General features: G+C 69.0%; 20 protein-coding genes. 9 read left to right on the forward strand and 11 right to left on the reverse strand.

Going from position 1 to position 19,882, the window contains the following annotated elements; all coding sequences use genetic code 11:
* Nucleotides 1–94: 94 nt before the first annotated feature.
* The 8 genes from J7E87_RS13415 to J7E87_RS13450 form a co-directional block, all read right to left on the reverse strand.
* Nucleotides 95–433: a metal-sulfur cluster assembly factor gene (locus tag J7E87_RS13415; protein ID WP_215093437.1), complete on the reverse strand. Its 339-nt coding sequence runs from the start codon at nucleotides 431–433 to the stop codon at nucleotides 95–97.
* Nucleotides 430–894, reverse strand: coding sequence for a Fe-S cluster assembly sulfur transfer protein SufU (gene sufU / locus J7E87_RS13420; protein ID WP_215093439.1), 465 nt, complete (start codon nucleotides 892–894; stop codon nucleotides 430–432). The genes J7E87_RS13415 and sufU overlap by 4 nt, the downstream gene beginning before the upstream one ends.
* Before the next feature lie 11 nt (nucleotides 895–905).
* A complete protein-coding gene (locus tag J7E87_RS13425) occupies nucleotides 906–2,168 on the reverse strand; it encodes a cysteine desulfurase (RefSeq protein WP_215093632.1) in 1,263 nt (420 codons plus the stop codon).
* A 2-nt stretch (nucleotides 2,169–2,170) separates the two neighbouring features.
* Complete coding sequence (gene sufC, locus J7E87_RS13430) at nucleotides 2,171–2,935, reverse strand: Fe-S cluster assembly ATPase SufC (protein WP_215093441.1); 765 nt, start codon at nucleotides 2,933–2,935, stop codon at nucleotides 2,171–2,173.
* A gap of 7 nt (nucleotides 2,936–2,942) precedes the next feature.
* Nucleotides 2,943–3,263 (reverse strand): non-heme iron oxygenase ferredoxin subunit, encoded by a 321-nt coding sequence (locus tag J7E87_RS13435; RefSeq protein ID WP_215093443.1) that lies wholly within the window; start codon nucleotides 3,261–3,263, stop codon nucleotides 2,943–2,945.
* Complete coding sequence (gene sufD, locus J7E87_RS13440; RefSeq protein ID WP_215093445.1) at nucleotides 3,263–4,444, reverse strand: Fe-S cluster assembly protein SufD; 1,182 nt, start codon at nucleotides 4,442–4,444, stop codon at nucleotides 3,263–3,265. Before sufD ends, J7E87_RS13435 begins: the two co-directional genes overlap by 1 nt.
* Nucleotides 4,445–4,505: 61 nt before the next feature.
* The gene (gene sufB / locus J7E87_RS13445; RefSeq protein ID WP_215093447.1) at nucleotides 4,506–5,927 is read right to left on the reverse strand and encodes a Fe-S cluster assembly protein SufB; all 1,422 of its coding nucleotides are present in this window, start codon (nucleotides 5,925–5,927) and stop codon (nucleotides 4,506–4,508) included.
* Nucleotides 5,924–6,661 (reverse strand): metalloregulator ArsR/SmtB family transcription factor, encoded by a 738-nt coding sequence (locus tag J7E87_RS13450; RefSeq protein WP_215093449.1) that lies wholly within the window; start codon nucleotides 6,659–6,661, stop codon nucleotides 5,924–5,926. The genes sufB and J7E87_RS13450 overlap by 4 nt, the downstream gene beginning before the upstream one ends.
* Nucleotides 6,662–7,096: 435 nt before the next feature.
* Between J7E87_RS13450 and J7E87_RS13455 the strand changes: the two genes are divergently transcribed.
* The 4 genes from J7E87_RS13455 (at nucleotide 7,097) to J7E87_RS13470 (ending at nucleotide 10,232) form a co-directional block, all read left to right on the forward strand.
* Nucleotides 7,097–8,023, forward strand: coding sequence for an ABC transporter ATP-binding protein (locus J7E87_RS13455; protein ID WP_215093451.1), 927 nt, complete (start codon nucleotides 7,097–7,099; stop codon nucleotides 8,021–8,023).
* Nucleotides 8,020–8,787, forward strand: coding sequence for an ABC transporter permease (locus J7E87_RS13460; RefSeq protein ID WP_215093452.1), 768 nt, complete (start codon nucleotides 8,020–8,022; stop codon nucleotides 8,785–8,787). Before J7E87_RS13455 ends, J7E87_RS13460 begins: the two co-directional genes overlap by 4 nt.
* Before the next feature lie 49 nt (nucleotides 8,788–8,836).
* Nucleotides 8,837–9,034: a hypothetical protein gene (locus J7E87_RS13465; protein WP_215093652.1), complete on the forward strand. Its 198-nt coding sequence runs from the start codon at nucleotides 8,837–8,839 to the stop codon at nucleotides 9,032–9,034.
* Between the two features lie 235 nt (nucleotides 9,035–9,269).
* Entirely contained in the window at nucleotides 9,270–10,232 is a 963-nt protein-coding gene (locus tag J7E87_RS13470) for a COX15/CtaA family protein (RefSeq protein ID WP_308312926.1), read from the forward strand.
* Nucleotides 10,233–10,351: 119 nt separating this feature from the next.
* Here the strand turns inward: J7E87_RS13470 and J7E87_RS13475 are convergent, their stop codons facing one another.
* From J7E87_RS13475 to J7E87_RS13485, 3 genes are all read right to left on the reverse strand, one after another.
* The gene (locus J7E87_RS13475) at nucleotides 10,352–11,431 is read right to left on the reverse strand and encodes an amidohydrolase family protein (RefSeq protein WP_215093457.1); all 1,080 of its coding nucleotides are present in this window, start codon (nucleotides 11,429–11,431) and stop codon (nucleotides 10,352–10,354) included.
* A gap of 65 nt (nucleotides 11,432–11,496) precedes the next feature.
* Complete coding sequence (locus J7E87_RS13480) at nucleotides 11,497–11,835, reverse strand: hypothetical protein (protein WP_215093459.1); 339 nt, start codon at nucleotides 11,833–11,835, stop codon at nucleotides 11,497–11,499.
* A 24-nt stretch (nucleotides 11,836–11,859) separates the two neighbouring features.
* Nucleotides 11,860–12,807, reverse strand: a complete 948-nt coding sequence (locus J7E87_RS13485; RefSeq protein ID WP_215093460.1) for a heme o synthase — start codon at nucleotides 12,805–12,807, stop codon at nucleotides 11,860–11,862.
* 316 nt (nucleotides 12,808–13,123) lie between these two features.
* On the opposite strand from J7E87_RS13485, the gene tkt reads away from it, so the two are divergent.
* Genes tkt through pgl form a run of 5 tightly spaced genes read left to right on the forward strand, consistent with a single transcriptional unit; the run spans nucleotide 13,124 to nucleotide 19,769 of the window.
* A complete protein-coding gene (gene tkt / locus J7E87_RS13490; RefSeq protein ID WP_215093462.1) occupies nucleotides 13,124–15,229 on the forward strand; it encodes a transketolase in 2,106 nt (701 codons plus the stop codon).
* A 34-nt stretch (nucleotides 15,230–15,263) separates the two neighbouring features.
* Nucleotides 15,264–16,406, forward strand: coding sequence for a transaldolase (gene tal / locus J7E87_RS13495; protein WP_215093464.1), 1,143 nt, complete (start codon nucleotides 15,264–15,266; stop codon nucleotides 16,404–16,406).
* A gap of 5 nt (nucleotides 16,407–16,411) precedes the next feature.
* Nucleotides 16,412–17,944 (forward strand): glucose-6-phosphate dehydrogenase, encoded by a 1,533-nt coding sequence (gene zwf, locus J7E87_RS13500; RefSeq protein ID WP_215093465.1) that lies wholly within the window; start codon nucleotides 16,412–16,414, stop codon nucleotides 17,942–17,944.
* On the forward strand, nucleotides 17,941–18,990 hold the full coding sequence (opcA, locus tag J7E87_RS13505) for a glucose-6-phosphate dehydrogenase assembly protein OpcA (RefSeq protein ID WP_215093467.1): 1,050 nt from the start codon (nucleotides 17,941–17,943) through the stop codon (nucleotides 18,988–18,990). Before zwf ends, opcA begins: the two co-directional genes overlap by 4 nt.
* Nucleotides 18,987–19,769 carry a 6-phosphogluconolactonase gene (pgl, locus tag J7E87_RS13510; RefSeq protein WP_215093469.1) on the forward strand — a complete coding sequence of 261 codons (783 nt, stop codon included), beginning with the start codon at nucleotides 18,987–18,989 and terminating at the stop codon, nucleotides 19,767–19,769. Before opcA ends, pgl begins: the two co-directional genes overlap by 4 nt.
* Nucleotides 19,770–19,882 lie beyond the last annotated feature (113 nt).

Here is a 19,882-nt window from a genome sequence, read left to right on the forward strand (position 1 = left end):
GAACTCAGACTGCTCAGCCGGCTCAGACGGCTCAGACGGCTCAGACGGCTCAGACGGCTCAGACGGCTCAGACGGCTAAGCCGGTTCAGAGCGCTCAGACGTTGAAGCCCAGCGCGCGCAGCTGCTCGCGCCCGTCGTCCGTGATCTTGTCCGGGCCCCACGGCGGCATCCAGACCCAGTTGATCTTCAGCTCGTTGACGAGGCCGTCCGTCGCCGACTTCGCCTGGTCCTCGATCACATCGGTCAGCGGACAGGCCGCGGACGTCAGCGTCATGTCCAGGGTCGCGACATTGGAGTCGTCGACGTGGATGCCGTAGATCAGGCCGAGGTTGACGACGTCGATACCCAGCTCGGGGTCGACGACGTCGTACAGCGCCTCGCGGATCTCTTCCTCGGAGGCCGGCTTCAGTGCGGTCCCTGCGTTCTCGGTCATGCCGTCTTCCTCTCGGGGGCCTCACCCAGCGCCTGGGCGGTCGCGTCTTTCCACGCCATCCAGCTCAGCAGCGCGCACTTCACGCGGGCCGGGTACTTGGAGACGCCGGCGAACGCGACCGCGTCCTCCAGCACCTCCTCCATCGCGTCGTCCGGTTCCAGCTGACCCCTGGACTGCATCAGTTCCAGGAAGGTCGACTGGATCTTCTGCGCCTCGGCGAGCTCCTTGCCAACCAGCAGCTCGTTGAGCACGGACGCACTGGCCTGGCTGATGGAGCAGCCCTGGCCCTCGTACGAAATGTCCGCGATCAGCGAACCGTCGTACCGCACGCGCAGAGTGATCTCGTCGCCGCAGGTCGGGTTGACGTGGTGCACCTCGGCATCGCCATCCCGCAAGCCCCGCCCGTGCGGGTGCTTGTAGTGGTCCAGGATGACGTCCTGGTACATCGAATCAAGCTTCACGTCCCAGCCCTTCAGCCGAAGAAGTTCCGTACGTGCTCCAGCCCGTCGATCAGCGCGTCGACCTCGTTCGGCGTGGAGTACAGATAGAACGACGCCCGCGTGGTCGCAGGAATTCCGTACCGCAGGCAGACCGGCCGCGCGCAGTGGTGGCCGACCCGGACCGCGATGCCCTGCTCGTCGAGAACCTGGCCCACGTCGTGCGGGTGGATGTCACCGAGTGTGAACGAGATCGCGGCGCCGCGCTCCTCGGCCGTGGTGGGGCCGATGATCCGCAGGTCCGGGACCTCGAGCAGCCTCTTCACCGCGTACTCGGTGAGGATGTGCTCGTGCTGGGCGACCTTGTCCATGCCGATCCCGGACAGGTAGTCCACGGCCGCGCCGAGGCCGACGGCCTGGGCGATCGGGGGCGTACCGGCCTCGAACTTGTGCGGCGCGGGGGCGTACGTCGACGAGTGCATCGACACGGTCTCGATCATCTCGCCGCCGCCGAGGAACGGCGGCAGGTCCTCGAGCAGCTCCTGCCGGCCCCACAGCACGCCGATACCGGTCGGGCCGCACATCTTGTGGCCGGTGAAGGCCACGAAGTCGGCCTGCAGCGCCTGCACGTCCAGCGGCATGTGCGGCGCGGCCTGCGAGGCGTCGATCAGGACCAGCGCGCCGACGTCCTGCGCACGGCGCACAAGCGCCTCGACCGGGTTGACCGTGCCCATGATGTTGGAGACCAGCGTGAAGGAGACGATCTTCGTCTTCTCGGTGATGATCTCGTCGATGTTGGACAGGTCGAGACGGCCGTCGTCGGTGAGGCCGAACCACTTCAGCTTCGCGCCGGTGCGCTGCGAGAGCAGCTGCCACGGAACGATGTTGGAGTGGTGCTCCATCTCGGTGATGACGATCTCGGTCTCGTGGTCCACGCGGTAGGGCTCGTCCGCCCAGCCGAGCATGTTGGCCACGAGGTTGAGGGACTCCGAGGCGTTCTTGGTGAAGATGACCTCGTTGCGGCTCGGCGCGTTGATGAACGCGGCGACCTTGTCGCGGGCGCCCTCGTACAGCGCCGTGGCTTCCTCGGCGAGCACATGCACGCCCCGGTGGACGTTGGCATTGTGCTGTTCGTAGTACTCGCTCAGCACATCGAGCACCTGGCGCGGCGTCTGGGACGTCGCCGCGTTGTCCAGATACACGAGCTTCTTCCCGTCATGGATCAAGCGATCCAGGATCGGGAAGTCCTTGCGGATCGCCTCGGTGTCGAGGAGGCCGGGGAGCCCCTGGTGGGCCACAGTCACGCGGATACGCCACCCTTCGTGTATGCCTCGTAGCCCTCGGCCTCGAGCTTGTCGGCGAGCTCGGCGCCGCCGGACTCGGCGATGCGGCCGTTCGCGAAAACGTGCACGAAGTCGGGCTTGATGTAGCGCAGGATGCGCGTGTAGTGCGTGATCAGCAGCGTGCCGACCTCACCGGTCCCGTGGACGCGGTTGACGCCCTCGGCGACCTGGCGCAGGGCGTCGACGTCCAGGCCGGAGTCGGTCTCGTCCAGGATCGCGATCTTCGGCTTGAGGAGCTCCAGCTGAAGGATCTCGTGGCGCTTCTTCTCACCGCCGGAGAAGCCCTCGTTCACATTGCGCTCGGCGAAGGCCGGGTCCATCTGGAGCTTCTCCATGGCGGACTTGACCTCCTTCACCCAGGTACGCAGCTTGGGGGCCTCGCCGCGGATCGCCGTCGCCGACGTACGCAGGAAGTTGGAGACCGAGACGCCGGGGACCTCGACCGGGTACTGCATGGCCAGGAACATGCCGGCGCGGGCGCGCTCGTCGACGGTCATCTCAAGGACGTTCTCGCCGTCCAGAGTCACGGTGCCACTGGTGATCGTGTACTTGGGGTGGCCCGCGATGGAGTAGGCGAGGGTCGACTTGCCGGAGCCGTTGGGGCCCATGATGGCGTGGGTCTCGCCCTGCTTCACGGTCAGGTCGACGCCCTTGAGGATCTCCCGGGGGCCGTTCTCGGCCTCGACGGAGACGTGCAGGTCGCGGATTTCAAGCGTTGCCATGGGTGACTCAGGACTCCTGGGTGACGGAGACGAGCACATCGTCCCCTTCGATCTTGACGGGGTATACGGGGACGGGGCGCGTCGCGGGGAGACCGGACGGCTTGCCGGTGCGGAGGTCGAAGCTGGAGCCGTGCAGCCAGCACTCGATCTGGCAGTCCTCCACCTCGCCCTCGGACAGCGAGACATTCGCGTGCGAACAGATGTCGTTGATCGCAAACACTTCGCCGCACGTACGGACGACGGAGACCGGCGTGCCGTCGAGTTCCACCCGCTTCGGGGTGTCCTCCTCCAGCTCGCTCAGTCCACAGGCTCGGACGAAGGCTGCCATCAGACGGACGCCTCCAGCTCCGCGTCGATCTTGGCGAGCAGGCGCTCCTCGACGTCGGGGAGACTGATCTTCTGGACCAGCTCGGCGAAGAAGCCGCGGACCACCAGACGGCGGGCCTCGTCGGCCGGAATACCGCGGGACTGCAGGTAGAAGAGCTGCTCGTCGTCGAAGCGGCCGGTGGCGGAGGCGTGACCCGCACCGACGATCTCGCCGGTCTCGATCTCCAGGTTCGGTACGGAGTCGACACGCGCGCCGTCCGTGAGGACGAGGTTGCGGTTCATCTCGTACGTGTCCGTGCCCTCGGCCGTGGCCTCGATCAGGACATCGCCGATCCACACCGCGTGCGCGTCCTGGCCCTGCAACGCGCCCTTGTAGGCGGCGTTGGAGCGGCAGTGCGGGGCGTTGTGGTCGACCATGAGGCGGTGCTCCTGGTGCTGGCCCTGGTCGGTGAAGTACAGACCGAAGAGCTCGGCCTCGCCGCCGGGGCCCGCGTAGGAAACGCGCGGGTGCAGGCGTACGACATCGCCGCCGAAGGTGACGACGATCGACTTGAAGGAGGCGTCCCGGCCGACCAGCGCATTGTGCTGGGAGACGTGGACGGCCTTTTCGTCCCAGTCCTGGACGGAGACGACGGTGAGCTTCGCTCCGTCGCCGAGCAGGTAGTCGACATTGGAGGCGAGCACCGCGTCACCGGTGTGGTCGATGACCACGACGGCCTCGGCGAAGGCGCCGAGCTCGATGACCTGGTGGGCGTAGGCGGTGCCGCCCTCGCCGTGCACGGCGATGCGGACCGGCTCGGTGAGCACGGTCTCCTTGGGCACCGTGACTACCGAGGCCGTCTCGAAGGAGGAGTACGCCTGGGCGGCGACACGGTCCACCGGGGTGCCCGCCCTGCCGAGCCGCGCGTCATCGCGGCCGACGGTCTCGATGATGACGCCCTCGGGGGCGTCGATCGCGACCTTGATGGCGCTGCCGGTCGCGACGGCGGTGCCGTCGTGCAGACCGGCCAGCCGCTCCAGCGGAGTGAAACGCCACTCCTCCTCCCGGCCGTGCGGGACCGGGAAGTCCGCCACGTCGAAGGACGGCGGCGCACTCATGCGGGTGGCGACGGTCGACTCGGCGGCCACCGCGATCGAACCGGCAGTGGTGGACCCCGCCGGAATGTTCTGAGCCTCAGCCATGGCTGTCGTCTTGCTCTCTTCCTACGTCGAAAAACAGTTGCTGCTCCGGGAGGGCGGGGCCTTAGCCGACCGACCCCTCCATCTGCAGCTCGATCAGCCGGTTGAGCTCGAGCGCGTACTCCATGGGCAGTTCCTTGGCGATCGGCTCGACGAAGCCGCGCACGATCATCGCCATCGCCTCGAACTCCGTCATACCGCGGCTCATCAGGTAGAAGAGCTGGTCGTCGGAGACCTTGGAGACGGTCGCCTCGTGGCCCATGGACACGTCGTCCTCGCGGACGTCCACGTACGGGTAGGTGTCGGAGCGGGAGATCGTGTCGACCAGCAGCGCGTCACAGAGCACATTGGACTTCGAGCCCGCAGCGCCCTCGCCGATCTCGATCAGACCGCGGTAGGAGGTACGGCCGCCGCCTCGTGCCACCGACTTGGAGACGATGTTCGAGGAGGTGTTCGGGGCCATGTGGACCATCTTGGCGCCGGCGTCCTGGTGCTGGCCCTCGCCCGCGAAGGCGATGGACAGGGTCTCGCCCTTGGCGTGCTCGCCCATCAGGTAGACGGCCGGGTACTTCATGGTGACCTTGGAACCGATGTTGCCGTCGACCCACTCCATGGTCGCGCCCTCGTACGCCACGGCGCGCTTGGTGACCAGGTTGTAGACGTTGTTCGACCAGTTCTGGATCGTCGTGTAGCGGCAGCGGCCGCCCTTCTTGACGATGATCTCGACCACGGCGCTGTGCAGCGAGTCCGAGGAGTAGATCGGGGCGGTGCAGCCCTCGACGTAGTGGACGTAGGCGTCCTCGTCGACGATGATCAGCGTCCGCTCGAACTGGCCCATGTTCTCCGTGTTGATACGGAAGTAGGCCTGCAGCGGGATGTCGACCTTCACGCCCTTGGGGACGTAGATGAAGGAGCCACCGGACCACACGGCGGAGTTCAGCGAGGCGAACTTGTTGTCGCCGACCGGGATGACAGTGCCGAAGTACTCCTGGAAGAGCTCCGGGTGCTGCTTCAGCGCGGTGTCCGTGTCGAGGAAGATGACGCCCTGCTCCTCCAGGTCCTCACGGATCTGGTGGTAGACGACCTCGGACTCGTACTGAGCGGCGACACCGGCGACCAGGCGCTGCTTCTCCGCCTCCGGGATGCCGAGCCTGTCGTACGTGTTCTTGATGTCCTCGGGCAGGTCCTCCCAGGACTCCGCCTGCTTCTCGGTGGACCGAACGAAGTACTTGATGTTGTTGAAGTCGATGCCCGACAGGTCCGAGCCCCAGCTCGGCATCGGCTTCTTGTCGAACAGCCGCAGCCCCTTGAGGCGCAGCTTCAGCATCCACTCCGGCTCGTTCTTCTTCGTCGAGATGTCGCGGACGACTTCCTCGGACAGGCCGCGCTTGGCCGCGGCACCCGCCGCGTCGGAGTCGGCCCAGCCGAATTCGTACGTACCCAGGCCCTCGAGTTCGGGGTGGGCAGTCTCCGTGGGGAGAGTCATGCGGGGTTCCTCCCGGCCGTACTTGCAGATGCTGATGGTGACGGTGATGGTGTCGTCTTGGGGATGAAAGTCGTGCAGACCCCGTCGCCGTGCGCGATGGTGGCCAGTCGCTGCACATGCGTCCCGAGCAGGCGGGAGAAGGTCTCAGTCTCCGCCTCGCACAGCTGCGGGTACTGCTCGGCCACATGGGCGACCGGGCAGTGGTGCTGGCAGAGCTGCTCGCCGACCGGTGCGTTACGCGCCGTAGCAGCGTACCCGTCGGCACTGAGGGCCTTGGCAAGTGCTTCAGTGCGTCCCTCGGGCGGTGCGGCCTCGATCGCCTCACGGTAGGTCTCCGCCTGTGCCTCCAGGCGGTCGCGGGCGAAGGCGGCGACGGCCGCCTCTCCGGCTGCCCCGCCCCCTGCGGTCCGCTCGATCCAGCGGAGCGCGTCCACGGCCAGCGTGTCGTACGACTGGTCGAAAGCGTCCCGGCCGCAGTCGGTCAGCGCGAACACCTTGGCGGGCCGCCCACGAGTACGTGCGCCGTAGACCCGCTGCTCACGGGGCTCGATGACGTTCTCGGTGACGAGCGAGTCGAGGTGGCGGCGGACGGCGGCCTGAGTGAGGCCCAGGCGGCCCGCGAGGTCGGCCACGGTGGACGGGCCGTGGTCCAGGATGGACCGCGCGACCCGGTTGCGCGTGGAGTGCTCACCGGTCGCGAGTTCCTCGTGCGGAGCCTCGCCGACGTTTTTCACAACGCCATTGTTGCGTAATTCCTCTGAACGTGACAACCGCCGTCCGAGGCGTGAACCGGTGCGCTGCATCACTAAGGGTTACCTAAGAGCAGGGTCCGTCGGGCAGCTGCCGCACGGACGCTGACCAGGGAATCACCGCGAATTACCCGGCGAGATCCGGACGGTCGGTCACCTTGATCGAATTCGCCGGAGGCTTGCCGGAATTCGCCCCGAAACGGGGGTTGAGCGGGGTGACCTGCGCCGTGAAGGCCCGGTCCGGTAAAGATTCGGGACGGCCGCACCGCTGATCGAGCGAGTGCTGATCGAGCGAGTGCTGATCGAGCGAGTGACGGAGAGATCAGTGGTGCTGCGCCCCGTCCCGGGTGTCCCTGCCCTTCGGCGGGGAGCCGGGCCCCCGCCCCCGGCGGCCTTGCGGCCCCGCCTAGACTTCCCGGCATGCGAAGCGAGTCCGTCGTCCAGATCCGGAGACTGGTCAAGCGGTACGGATCCAAGACGGCCGTGGACGGCCTCGACCTCGAGGTCCACCAGGGCTCCGTGACCGCCGTCCTCGGCCCCAATGGGGCGGGCAAGACCACCACGGTCGAGACCTGCGAGGGCTACCGCCGCCCCGACGCCGGAACGGTGCGGGTCCTCGGCCTCGACCCTGTCGCCGACGCGGCGAAGCTGCGCCCCAGGATCGGCGTGATGCTCCAGTCCGGCGGCGTCTACTCCGGCGCCCGCGCCGACGAGATGCTCCGCCACATGGCGAAGCTGCACGCCCACCCGCTCGACGTGGACGCGCTGATCGAACGGCTCGGCCTCGGCCGCTGCGGCCGTACGACCTACCGTCGGCTCTCCGGAGGCCAGCAGCAGCGGCTCGCCCTGGCGATGGCCGTCGTCGGCCGCCCCGAACTGGTCTTCCTGGACGAGCCGACCGCCGGCCTGGACCCGCATGCCCGTCGTTCCACCTGGGAGCTCGTACGCGAACTGCGCGCGGACGGCGTCTCCACCGTCCTCACCACCCACTTCATGGACGAGGCCGAAGAGCTGGCGGACCATGTCGCGATCATCGACGCGGGCAAGGTAGTCGCCGAGGGCAGCCCGGAACAGCTCTGCCGCGGCGGCGCCGAGAACACGCTGCGCTTCATGGGGCGGCCCGGCCTGGACGTCGGCTCGCTGCTGAAGGCCCTGCCTGACGGCACGGAGGCGGTGGAGCTCACGACCGGCGCGTACCGGATCACCGGCCAGGTGGACCCCCAACTGCTGGCGACCGTGACGTCCTGGTGCGCACAGCACGGCGTGATGCCGGAGGGCATCTCGGTCGAGCGCCACACCCTGGAGGACGTGTTCCTGGAGCTGACCGGCAAGGAGCTGCGCTCATGAGCGTCGGTACGTACACCCCGGCGCCCGGCGCCGCGCCGCTGCCCCGCATGATCGCGGCGCAGACCGCGTTCGAGACGAAGATGCTGCTGCGCAACGGCGAGCAGCTGCTGCTCACCGTGATCATCCCCTCGCTCCTGCTCGTGCTGTTCTCGACCGTCGACATCATCGACACGGGAGGGAGCAGGCGGGTCGACTTCCTGGCCCCCGGCGTCCTCGCCCTCGCCGTGATGTCCACCGCCTTCACCGGGCAGGCCATCGCGACCGGCTTCGAGCGGCGGTACGGGGTCCTCAAGCGGCTCGGCGCCTCCCCGCTCCCCCGCTGGGCACTGATGACCGCCAAGACGCTCTCGGTCCTGGCCACGGAGGTCCTCCAGATCGCGCTGCTGACCATGATCGCGTTCGCGCTCGGGTGGTCACCGGCCGGCAACCCTCTCTCCGTACTGCTGCTGCTCGTCCTCGGCACCGCCGCCTTCTCCGGCCTCGGTCTGCTGATGGCCGGGACGCTCAGGGCCGAGGCGACGCTGGCAGCCGCCAACCTGGTCTTTCTGCTGCTCCTGGTGGGCGGCGGGGTGATCGTGCCACTGGACAGGTTCCCCGAGGGGGTGCAGTCGGTTCTCGCGCTACTGCCGATCTCCGCGCTCTCGGACGGGCTGCGCGATGTGCTCCAGCACGGTGCCGCGATGCCGTGGGGCGATCTCGGCATCCTCGCCGTCTGGGCACTGCTCTCACTGGGCGCGGCCGCCCGGCTCTTCCGCTGGGAGTGACGCAAGCGCCAGGATGAGCCTGCCGAGATCCGCACGGTGGGAGGCTTCGATGGAGCGGACCGCCGCGCTGCGACTGGACGCCGAATGGGCCAGGGTGAGGTCCGGCAGGTCCGGCGTCTCACCCGGCGAGCGCGAGCGCATGCTGACGGAGCTGATCGCGGCGCTGGCGCCGCACGCCGATGACGATCTTTCGCTCGCCGCGAGGCTGAGCCTGCGGTACGGCGCGGTGACCGACCGCGGCGCCTAGGCGGGCGCCGCCGAGCTGACCGACGCCTTCCTGCACTCGCCGGACCGGCCCGCCGCCGTCAGTGGGATGGCGGGTCGCCGTGTGGTGGGAGGAGGAGTGCCACCTCGACGGCTCGCGCTTCCGGCTGACGTACGTACCGCCCTGACCTGGACCGCGGGCCGGGGCCACACCCGGATCGGCCCCGGACCGGACCCCTCGTGAAAACGTGCACAATCCCCCGCTTACGATAGGGCCCGTGCTGACCCCCCTCGCCTATATCGCCCAGCGCTGGACGCCCACTCCCAAAACGCTCCGGCGCGCCGCGCTCTCCGCCGTCGTGATGAGCGTGGTCATCATCGTCACCGGCGGCGCGGTCCGGCTGACCGGCTCCGGCCTCGGCTGCGACGCCTGGCCCAAGTGCACGGACGACAGCCTGTTCGCCACGCCCGAGCAGGGCATCCACGGCGCGATCGAGTTCGGCAACCGGATGCTGACGTACGTCCTGTCGGCTGCGGTTGGCTGGGCGATCATCGCGGCGCGCGCGGTCAAGCCGCTGCGGCGTGGGCTGACCCGGCTCGCCTGGTCGCAGTTCTGGATCGTGATGGGCAACGCGGTACTCGGCGGCATCACCGTGTGGGCGGGCCTCAACCCGTGGACGGTGGCCGGGCACTTCATGCTCGCCACCGGGCTCCTCACGGTAGCCACCGTCACCTGGCAGCGGGCCCGCGAGGGAGACGGCGCACCGCGCCCGCGCGTCCCGCGCCCGGTCCGCAGGCTCTCCTGGGCGATCGTCGTCACCTCCGTGGCGCTGATCGCGCTGGGCACATCGGTGACCGGTTCCGGCAAGCACGCCGGCGACAGCAGCGCTGTGCCGCGCATGCCCTGGGACTGGGCGGACGCCGCACACGTCCACGCGGTCGCCGCATGGGTTCTCTGCGCGCTGGCCGTCGCGATGTGGCTGGTGCTGCGCGTGGTCGACGCACCCGACGACACCCGGGCGCGCGCCCGGGACCTGCTGATCGTGCTGCTCCTGCAAGGGGGGGTGGGCTATGTGCAGTACTTCACCGGGGTTCCTGAGGTACTGGTCGCCGCCCACATGCTCGGCTCCGCGCTGATGTGGATCGCGGTGGTGCGGCTCGCGCTGAGCCTGCGCGAGCGGCCGAGCAGCACGGCCCCGGCGCAGACCCGGGTGGGCGACGCGGCCGTGTCAGCTGCCTGAGGGCTGCCACGCGCCGACGGGGAGCACCTCGTCCCGAGGCTCGATCGGCTACGTCCAGGGACCATCCCCGCGCAAGCGCGCGGCACCTAAGGTCAATGACCCGGGCCGGCCCTGGTGAGTCACCCCAGTCGGTAGACGCGGGCGGCGTTGCCGGCCGCGATCATCCCGGCGACCCGTTCCGCGTCCGTACGGGCCCAGGCGCCGTCGCCGACCCAGCCTCCGAGCACCCGTGCGAGCGCCTCGCGGAAGATCCGGGCGCCCACCACGTGAAGCTCGGGCAGCCCGTGCGCGCCGCTGGAGAAGAGCAGCTTTCCGAACGGCGCCAGCTCCAGGATCTCCGCGAGCACGGCCGCGGCCCGCGCCCCCGTGTGCACCAGGGCGGGCCCCAGATCCGCGTACACATGCGGGTACACGCTCGCCAGATGCGCGGCGTGGCGGTGGTACGGATAGCCGTGCAGCAGCACCAGATCGGTGCCGAGCCCCGAGGTGGCGGCCGCGAAGCCGGTCATCAGCATCGGGTCCTCCACGCCGACATGGAGCTGGAGCGGCAGTCCCGACGCGACCGCGATCCACAGCAGATGCCGCACCAGTACGGGATCGGTGATCCGGCCGCCGACCTGCCGTGCGGCCAGCCAGCGGGCGGCCGCTCCGCGTACCTCCCCCGGGCCGGGCGGCTCGGGCGCGAGGGCGAGCCCGTGGCCCACTGCGCCGACGGAGGTGAAGGCGACGGCGGACGCGGCGGCTCCGTGCACGGCCTCGGCGAGGTTCGCCAGGAAGCTCTCGACGGTGCCCGAGGTGTCGGCGACCTGCTCGGCGAGGAGTTCCAGGCGGACGATCTCGCGAGCCTCGGCCGCGCCCGCGGCGGCGATCTCGGGCGGGCCCGTGAGATCCCCCGGCAGCCCGGTGTCCACCAGATAGGTGGAGATGCCGCTGCCCCTCAGCAGCCGCCTGCCCGCCTCCAGCACGCCCAGCTCACGCCGTCGGGCGAGATAGCGGGCCGGCGGGCAGTGCGGCTCGAGCCCCAGCAGCGGCGGACACCAGCGCCGGACCGCGAAGCCGGTCTGGGTGTCGAAGAAGGTGGTGCCGGGGGCCGGCGGCCCGGCGGTCCGGCCCAGGTGCGCCTCGAAGGTGCCAAGGCCGAGCTCCGTACGGAGCACCCCGTGGCAGTACTGGTCCACGAGGGTCGGTGTGTCGATCATCCGGGCTCCCAGTCATGGACTGTGCTTCCACAGTCCTAACGGGTGACACCCGTGTGAGGTGTTGCTCAGCCGTTGGACGGGCCGCCGACCTGGATGCCCGCCATCCGGGTCCACTCGTACGGCCCAGTGCGGACCTTCGCCGCGAACTCCCCGTCGAACGACTCGTGCAGCGTGATCCCGGCCTTCTCGGCCGCGCTCTGCGCGATGTCGTGGCTCGGCGCCACGAGGTCGCCCCAGGCGCCGTCATCGCCGACGAGCACGATGCGGGTGCCCATCTGGCCGAGGTATTCGAGCTGCCCCTCGGCGTTGCCGTGAGCCTTGGCGAAGGCGCCGATCTGCTTGGCGAGTCTGGCCGCCCTGCGCTCTGCCTGCTTGACCTGCTTGGCCTGCTTCGTATCTGCCATGAACAAGATGCTACCGACTGGTAGCTAGCGCAGGAAGGGGTCCACCGCGACGGCCACGAAGAGCAGCGAGACGTAGGTGATGGACCAGTGGAAGAGCCGCATCTCCTTGAGCTTCACGCCGGTGGCGCCGCCCTTGGCGCGGTTGTGCAGGGAGTGCGCCTCCCAGAGCCACCAGCCGCCGGTCACCAGCGCCACCGCGGTGTAGAACCAGCCGGTGTAGCCGAGCGGCGTCAGCAGCAGCGAGACCGCGACCATCACCCAGCTGTAGAGGACGATCTGGCGGGCGACAACCCGGTTGGAGGCGACGACGGGGAGCATTGGGACGCCCACGCGCGCATAGTCCTCCTTCACCTTCATCGACAACGGCCAGTAGTGAGGCGGCGTCCAGAAGAAGATGACGAGGAAGAGGATGACCGCGGCCCACGACATCGAGTTGGTGACGGCGGACCAGCCGATCAGCACCGGCATACAGCCGGCGATGCCGCCCCAGACGATGTTCTGCGAGGTGCGGCGCTTGAGGATCATCGTGTAGACGATGACGTAGAAGAGCAGGGCACCGAGCGACAGCGCGGCGGACAGCCAGTTGACGAGCAGCCCGAACCAGAGGGTGGAGACGACGGTGAGTGCCAGGCCGAAGGCCAGGCCCTCGCGGGGCGACACCATTCCGGTGACCAGCGGACGTTGCGACGTACGGTCCATCAGGGCGTCGATGTCGCGGTCGATGTACATGTTCAGCGCGTTGGCGCCACCTGCCGAGAGGTAACCGCCGACGCACGTCGTCAGGACGAGCCACAGGTCGGGCACATCCTGCGCGGCCAGGAACATCACCGGGACGGTGGTGATCAGGAGCAGTTCGATGATCCGCGGCTTGGTCAGCGCAACGAATGCCTTGACGCGGGCCCCGAACGGCCGGTGGCCCCCCGGGCTGGGAGTCAAGACGACCCCTGCGGGTCGGGACTCGACGGCCGTCACGCACACCCCTGACAGAGAAATCCCAGCAAGCTCCCGGAGTGAAGACCGGGTAAAGACTTGCGCGTACCACGCCACTCTAGACGTTGCCGATACGCCGATCTTCGCGGGGGTGGGCACGTGTTGAGCGGCAGCATCGGCCCATACGTATACCTGGCCAGGAGGCGAAGTAGACCCAGCGATTGCACCCTGGCTGTACGTGATTCTTTTTAATCCAGCGCTCGAAAAGTTGCGCGTAGTTCCGGGGGTAGGCTCGACAACGCCCGGTGCTTCCGTCGTCACCGGGATACGAACATGTGGAGAGGAGCCCTGACCCAGGGTGAGCACCAAGCCGACCACCACAGACCTCGAGTGGACCGATCTGGACCAGCGGGCCGTCGATACCGTCCGCGTCCTGGCCATGGATTCCGTACAGAAGGTCGGCAACGGCCACCCCGGTACGGCCATGAGCCTCGCGCCCGCCGCGTACGTGCTGTTCCAGAAGGCCATGCGGAACGACCCCGCCGATCCGGACTGGACCGGCCGCGACCGGTTCGTCCTCTCCGCGGGCCACTCGTCGCTGACCCTCTACATCCAGCTCTACCTGGCCGGGTACGGCCTGGAGCTCGACGATCTGAAGGCGTTCAGGACCTGGGGTTCGAAGACCCCGGGCCACCCGGAGTACGGACACACGGCGGGCGTCGAGACGACGACCGGCCCGCTCGGCCAGGGAGTCGCCAACGCAGTGGGCATGGCCATGGCCTCCCGCTACGAGCGCGGTCTGTTCGACCCGGAGGCCCCTGAGGGCACCTCCCCGTTCGACCACACCATCTGGGCCATCGCCGGTGACGGCTGCCTCCAGGAGGGCATCTCCCACGAGGCGTCCTCGCTGGCCGGTCACCAGAAGCTGGGCAACCTGGTGCTGCTGTGGGACGACAACCACATCTCCATCGAGGGCGACACCGAGGCGGCCGTCTCCGAGGACACCCTCAAGCGGTACGAGGCGTACGGCTGGCACGTCCAGCGCGTCGAGCAGCTGCCGAGCGGCGACCTCGACCCGGCGGGTCTGTACAGGGCCCTGAAGGCGGCGCAGGCCGAGACCGAGCGCCCCTCCTTCATCGCGGCCCGCTCGATCATCGCCTGGCCCGCCCCGCACGCGCAGAACACCGAGGCCGCGCACGGCTCGGCCCTCGGCGAGGAAGAGGTCGCGGCCACCAAGCGCGTCCTCGGCTTCGACCCGGAGAAGTCCTTCGAGGTCTCCGACGCGGTCCTCGCGCACACCCGTGAGGCCCTCGACCGCGGCCGCGAGGCCCGCGGCGAGTGGGAGAAGACCTTCGCCGCGTGGCGCACCGCCAACCCGGAGCGCGCCGCGGAGTTCGACCGGATCCGCGCGGGCGAGCTCCCCGCGGGCTGGGAGGACCGGATCCCGGAGTTCGAGACCGGCAAGGGCGTCGCCACCCGCGCGGCCTCCGGCAAGATCCTCCAGGCGCTGGGCGCGGTCATTCCCGAGCTGTGGGGCGGCTCCGCCGACCTGGCCGGCTCGAACAACACGACGATCGACAAGACCTCGTCGTTCCTGCCCAAGGGCAACCCGCTGCCTGGGGCCGATCCGTACGGCCGCACGATCCACTTCGGCATCCGCGAGCACGCCATGGCCGCATCCATGAACGGCATCGCGCTGCACGGCAACACCCGTATCTACGGCGGCACCTTCCTGGTGTTCTCCGACTACATGCGCAACGCGGTACGGCTCTCGGCGCTGATGCACCTGCCGGTGACGTACGTCTGGACGCACGACTCGATCGGTCTCGGTGAGGACGGCCCGACCCACCAGCCGGTGGAGCACCTGGCCTCGCTGCGCGCCATCCCGGGGCTGAACATCGTCCGCCCGGCCGACGCCAACGAGACCGCGATCGCCTGGCGCGAGATCCTCAAGCGCTACACCAAGGAGTTCGGGGTCGGCGCGCCGCACGGTCTGGCGCTGACCCGCCAGGGTGTGCCCACGTACGAGCGCAACGAGGACGCGGCGAAGGGCGGTTACGTCCTGTTCGACGCCGAGGGCGGCGACGCGCAGGTCGTGCTCATCGCCACCGGCTCCGAGGTGCAGCTCGCCGTCGAGGCGCGCGAGCAGCTGCAGGCCGACGGTGTGCCGACCCGGGTCGTCTCGATGCCGTCCGTCGAGTGGTTCGAGGAGCAGGACCAGGCGTACAAGGACAGCGTTCTGCCGCCGGCCGTCAAGGCGCGGGTGGCGGTCGAGGCCGGTATCGGCCTGACCTGGCACCGTTTCGTGGGCGACGCAGGCCGCATCGTTTCGCTGGAACACTTCGGCGCTTCGGCCGACGGCAAGGTCCTCTTCCGCGAGTTCGGCTTCACTGCCGAGCACGTGGCCGCAGCCGCCCGGGACTCTCTTGAATTTGTTGGCGGGCAGGAAGCCGCCGCGCGCTGACGCCGGTATACGACAAGTAGGAGATGCAACTCTTATGACAGACGCACTCAAGCGCCTCTCCGAAGAAGGCGTGGCGATCTGGCTCGACGACCTGTCGCGCAAGCGGATCACGTCCGGCAATCTCGCCGAACTGATCGACCAGCAGCACGTCGTGGGCGTCACCACCAACCCGTCGATCTTCCAGAAGGCCATCAGCAGCGGTGACGGTTACGAGCAGCAGCTCGCCGACCTCGCCGTACGCAAGGTGACCGTCGAGGAAGCCGTACGCATGATCACGACGGCGGACGTCAGGGACGCCGCCGACATCCTGCGGCCGGTCTTCGAGGTCACCGGCGGCCAGGACGGCCGGGTGTCCATCGAGGTCGACCCGCGCCTGGCCCACAAGACCGAGCCGACCATCGCCGAGGCCAAGCAGCTGGCCTGGCTGGTGGACCGGCCGAACACCCTCATCAAGATCCCGGCGACGAAGGCCGGCCTGCCGGCGATCACCGAGGTCATCGGCAAGGGCATCAGCGTCAATGTCACGCTGATCTTCTCGCTGGCGCGCTACCGCGAGGTCATGGACGCCTACCTGACCGGGCTGGAGAAGGCGAAGGCCGCGGGCCTGGACCTTTCCAAGATCCAGTCGGTGGCGTCCTTCTTCGTGTCGCGGGTGGACACCGAGATCGACAAGCGTCTTGACGCGCTGGGCACGCCGGAGGCCAAGGAGGCCCGCGGCAAGGCGGGGCTGGCCAACGCGCGGCTCGCCTACGAGGCGTACGAAGAGGTGTTCGGCTCTGCCGACAATTCGACGCCGCCCTCGGACCGCTGGGCCGCGCTCGACAAGGCGCAGGCCAACAAGCAGCGTCCGCTGTGGGCTTCGACCGGCGTCAAGGACCCGGCGTACAAGGACACCATGTACGTCGAAGATCTGGTCGCGCCCGGCACGGTGAACACCATGCCGGAGGCCACCCTCGAAGCCACCGCCGACCACGGCCGGATCACCGGTGACACGGTCCACGGCACCTACGAGCAGTCCCGCGACGAACTCGAGGCCCTCGAGAAGCTCGGGATCTCCTACGACGACGTCGTGCAGCTGCTCGAGGAAGAGGGCGTCGAGAAGTTCGCTTCGTCCTGGAACGACCTGCTCAAGTCGACCGAGGCCGAACTCAAGCGCCTCGCTCCTTCGGAGGGCTGACCACCTTGTCCGGTACTGGCGGAGCCAATCCGCTCCGTGACCCCGCAGACCGACGGCTCCCGCGTATCGCGGGGCCGTCGGGCCTGGTCATTTTTGGCGTCACGGGCGATTTGTCACGTAAAAAGTTGATGCCTGCCGTCTATGACCTGGCCAACCGCGGACTGCTGCCGCCGGGCTTTTCGCTCATCGGCTTCGCCCGCCGTGAATGGCGGGACGAAGACTTCGCGCAGGAGGTCCACGACGCCGTCAAGGCCCACGCCCGTACGCCGTTTCGCGAGGAGGTCTGGCAGCAGCTCATCCAGGGGATGCGCTTCGTCCAGGGCACCTTCGACGACGACGAGGCCTTCGAGAGGCTGAAGGCCACCATCGAGGACCTCGACAAGAAGCAGGGCACCGGGGGCAACTTCGCCTTCTACCTGTCCGTGCCGCCGAAGTTCTTCCCCAAGGTCGTCAAGCAGCTGAAGAAGCACGGGCTGGCCGAGCAGCCGGAAGGCTCCTGGCGCCGCGCGGTCATCGAGAAGCCGTTCGGCCACGACCTGGCCTCCGCCCAGGAGCTCAACCAGGTGGTGCACGAGGTCTTCCCGGCCAACGAGGTCTTCAGGATCGACCACTACCTCGGCAAGGAGACCGTCCAGAACATTCTGGCGCTGCGCTTCGCCAACACCCTGTTCGAGCCGATCTGGAACCGGTCGTACGTCGACCATGTCCAGGTCACCATGGCCGAGGACATCGGCATCGGCGGCCGCGCCGGCTACTACGACGGCATCGGCGCCGCCCGTGACGTCATCCAGAACCACCTTCTCCAACTGCTCGCGCTGACCGCGATGGAGGAGCCCGCCTCCTTCGACGCCGACGCGCTCGCGGCCGAGAAGACCAAGGTCCTCGGCGCGGTGAAGCTGCCCCCGGACCTGTCCAGGAGCACGGTGCGCGCGCAGTACGCGGCGGGCTGGCAGGGCGGCGAGAAGGCCGTCGGCTATCTCGAGGAAGAGGGCATCAACCCCAACTCCAAGACCGACACCTACGCCGCGATCAAGCTGGAGATCGACAACCGCCGCTGGGCGGGCGTCCCCTTCTATCTCCGTACGGGCAAGCGGCTCGGCCGCCGGGTCACCGAGATCGCGGTGGTCTTCCAACGCGCCCCGCACTCCCCCTTCGACCGCACGGCCACCGAGGAGCTGGGCCAGAACGCCCTGGTCATCCGCGTCCAGCCGGACGAGGGCGTGACCCTGCGGTTCGGCTCGAAGGTGCCTGGCACCTCGATGGAGGTGCGGGACGTCTCGATGGACTTCGCGTACGGCGAGTCCTTCACGGAGTCCAGCCCGGAGGCGTACGAACGGCTCATCCTCGACGTCCTGCTCGGCGACTCCAACCTCTTCCCGAGGGTCGAGGAGGTCGAGCTGTCCTGGAAGATCCTCGACCCGATCGAGCAGTTCTGGGACAAGCACGGCAAGCCCGCGCAGTACCCGGCAGGTACGTGGGGGCCGGTCGAGGCGGACGAAATGCTCGCACGAGACGGACGGAGCTGGCGCCGGCCATGAAGATCGACCTTACGGACACCACGTCCAGCAAGATCAACAAGTCGCTGGTGCAGGGACGGCGAGCGATCGGCACGCCCGCCGTCGGCATGGTGCTCACTCTTGTCATCGTCACCGACGAGGAGAACGCCTACGACGCGCTGAAGGCGGCCAACGAGGCGGCGCGCGAGCACCCTTCGCGCAAGCTGGTCGTCATCAAGCGGGTCTCGCGCTCGCCGCGCGACCGGGCGAATGCCCGCCTGGACGCCGAGGTGCGGGTGGGCGTGGACGCGGGCACCGGCGAGACGGTCGTGCTCCGGCTGTACGGCGATGTCATCGACCACGCCCAGTCGGTGGTTCTGCCGCTGCTGCTGCCGGACGCGCCGGTCGTGGTCTGGTGGCCGGTGAACGGGCCGACCAACCCGACCAGTGACCCGCTGGGCGCGCTCGCGCAGCGCCGGGTGACGGACTCGTACGCCTCCGAACATCCCGTGCAGGACCTGATGGCGCGCGCCGATGCGTACACCCCCGGCGACACCGATCTGGCGTGGACCCGGATCACGCCGTGGCGCTCCATGCTCGCGGCCGCTCTGGACCAGGTGGCGTGCGAGGTCACCTCGGTCGAGGTGGCGGGCGAGGAGTTCAACCCGAGCTGCGAACTGCTCGGGATGTGGCTCGCCGACCGGCTGAAGGTGCCGGTGACGCGCACGGCTTCGTCGGGGCCCGGTCTCACGGCCGTACGGATGGAGACGGACTGCGGCCCGATCGTGCTGGACCGGGCGGACGGCTCGCTGGCGACGCTGTCCATCGAGGGGCAGCCGGACCGGGCGGTGGCGCTGAAGCGGCGTGACACAGCCGAGCTGATCGCGGAGGAACTGCGGCGTCTCGACCCGGACGACACATATGCGTCGGCGCTGCGGTTCGGCGTGGAGCGGCTGGGCTACGGCGGGGCGTACGCGGCTCGGGCCAAGTCCGGGGCGAAGGCCGAGGCCAGGTCGGAGGGCGATTCCGAGGGCAAGTCCGCCTCCGCGAAGAAGTCGGCCGCGGAAAAGAAGGCAGCGGCGAAGTGAGTACCCCGCAGCTCGTCGTCCACCGCGACAAGGAGCTGATGGCGCAGGCCGCGGCAGCCCGGCTGATCACGAAGATCGTGGATGCCCAGGCGGCGCGCGGCTCCGCGTCGGTGGTCCTGACGGGCGGTCGCAACGGCAACGCCCTGCTCGCCGCCCTCGGTGCCTCGCCGGCCCGGGACGCGATCGACTGGCCGCATCTCGATCTGTGGTGGGGCGACGAACGGTTCCTCCCCCAGGGCGACCCGGAGCGCAATGTCACGCAGGCCCGCGAGGCCCTGCTGGACAGCGTGCCGGTGGACCCGAAGCGGGTGCACGCGATGCCCGCGTCGGACGGCGTTTACGGCAATGACGTGGAGGCGGCGGGCGCCGCGTACGCGGCCGAACTCGCCGCGGCGGCGGGCCCGGAGGACCATGGTCCGGTGCCGAGCTTCGATGTGCTGATGCTGGGGGTGGGGCCCGACACCCATGTGGCCTCGCTCTTCCCCGAAATGCCCGCGGTCCGCGAGACGGAGCGCATGGTGGTCGGCGTACACGGCGCACCCAAGCCGCCTCCGACCCGTATCTCGCTCACACTTCCGGCGATCCGGTCGGCGCGCGAGGTATGGCTGTTGGCGGCCGGCGCGGACAAGGCGAAGGCCGTGGCGATAGCGCTGTCGGGCGCGGGCGAGATCCAGGCCCCGGCGGCGGGCGCGAGGGGCCGCAGCCGGACGCTGTGGCTGCTGGACGCGGCGGCGGCGTCGCAGCTGCCGCGGGACTTGTATCCCCCGGCGTCGCCCTGACCGAGGCACCGAGGCACCAGAACCGGGGGCAAGCCCCCAGACCCTCCCCCTACGCCCTGCGGGCGTGGGGGGACCCCCAGTACGGCCTTCGGCCGTGTCCTCAAACGCCGGAC

The sequence above is a fragment of the Streptomyces sp. ISL-1 genome (assembly GCF_018614585.1).
Lineage (GTDB): Bacteria > Actinomycetota > Actinomycetes > Streptomycetales > Streptomycetaceae > Streptomyces > Streptomyces maoxianensis.

Excerpts from the sequence above, each read along its gene's own strand:
- sufC (WP_215093441.1), bottom strand. The coding sequence starts at position 2,935 with ATGGCAACGCTTGAAATCCGCGACCTGCACGTCTCCGTCGAGGCCGAG.
- J7E87_RS13455 (WP_215093451.1), top strand. The coding sequence starts at position 7,097 with ATGCGAAGCGAGTCCGTCGTCCAGATCCGGAGACTGGTCAAGCGGTAC.
- opcA (WP_215093467.1), top strand. The coding sequence starts at position 17,941 with ATGAAGATCGACCTTACGGACACCACGTCCAGCAAGATCAACAAGTCG.
- sufB (WP_215093447.1), bottom strand. The coding sequence starts at position 5,927 with ATGACTCTCCCCACGGAGACTGCCCACCCCGAACTCGAGGGCCTGGGT.
- J7E87_RS13475 (WP_215093457.1), bottom strand. The coding sequence starts at position 11,431 with ATGATCGACACACCGACCCTCGTGGACCAGTACTGCCACGGGGTGCTC.
- J7E87_RS13435 (WP_215093443.1), bottom strand. The coding sequence starts at position 3,263 with ATGGCAGCCTTCGTCCGAGCCTGTGGACTGAGCGAGCTGGAGGAGGAC.
- J7E87_RS13465 (WP_215093652.1), top strand. The coding sequence starts at position 8,837 with ATGGAGCGGACCGCCGCGCTGCGACTGGACGCCGAATGGGCCAGGGTG.
- J7E87_RS13480 (WP_215093459.1), bottom strand. The coding sequence starts at position 11,835 with ATGGCAGATACGAAGCAGGCCAAGCAGGTCAAGCAGGCAGAGCGCAGG.
- sufD (WP_215093445.1), bottom strand. The coding sequence starts at position 4,444 with ATGGCTGAGGCTCAGAACATTCCGGCGGGGTCCACCACTGCCGGTTCG.
- J7E87_RS13415 (WP_215093437.1), bottom strand. The coding sequence starts at position 433 with ATGACCGAGAACGCAGGGACCGCACTGAAGCCGGCCTCCGAGGAAGAG.
- J7E87_RS13460 (WP_215093452.1), top strand. The coding sequence starts at position 8,020 with ATGAGCGTCGGTACGTACACCCCGGCGCCCGGCGCCGCGCCGCTGCCC.
- tal (WP_215093464.1), top strand. The coding sequence starts at position 15,264 with ATGACAGACGCACTCAAGCGCCTCTCCGAAGAAGGCGTGGCGATCTGG.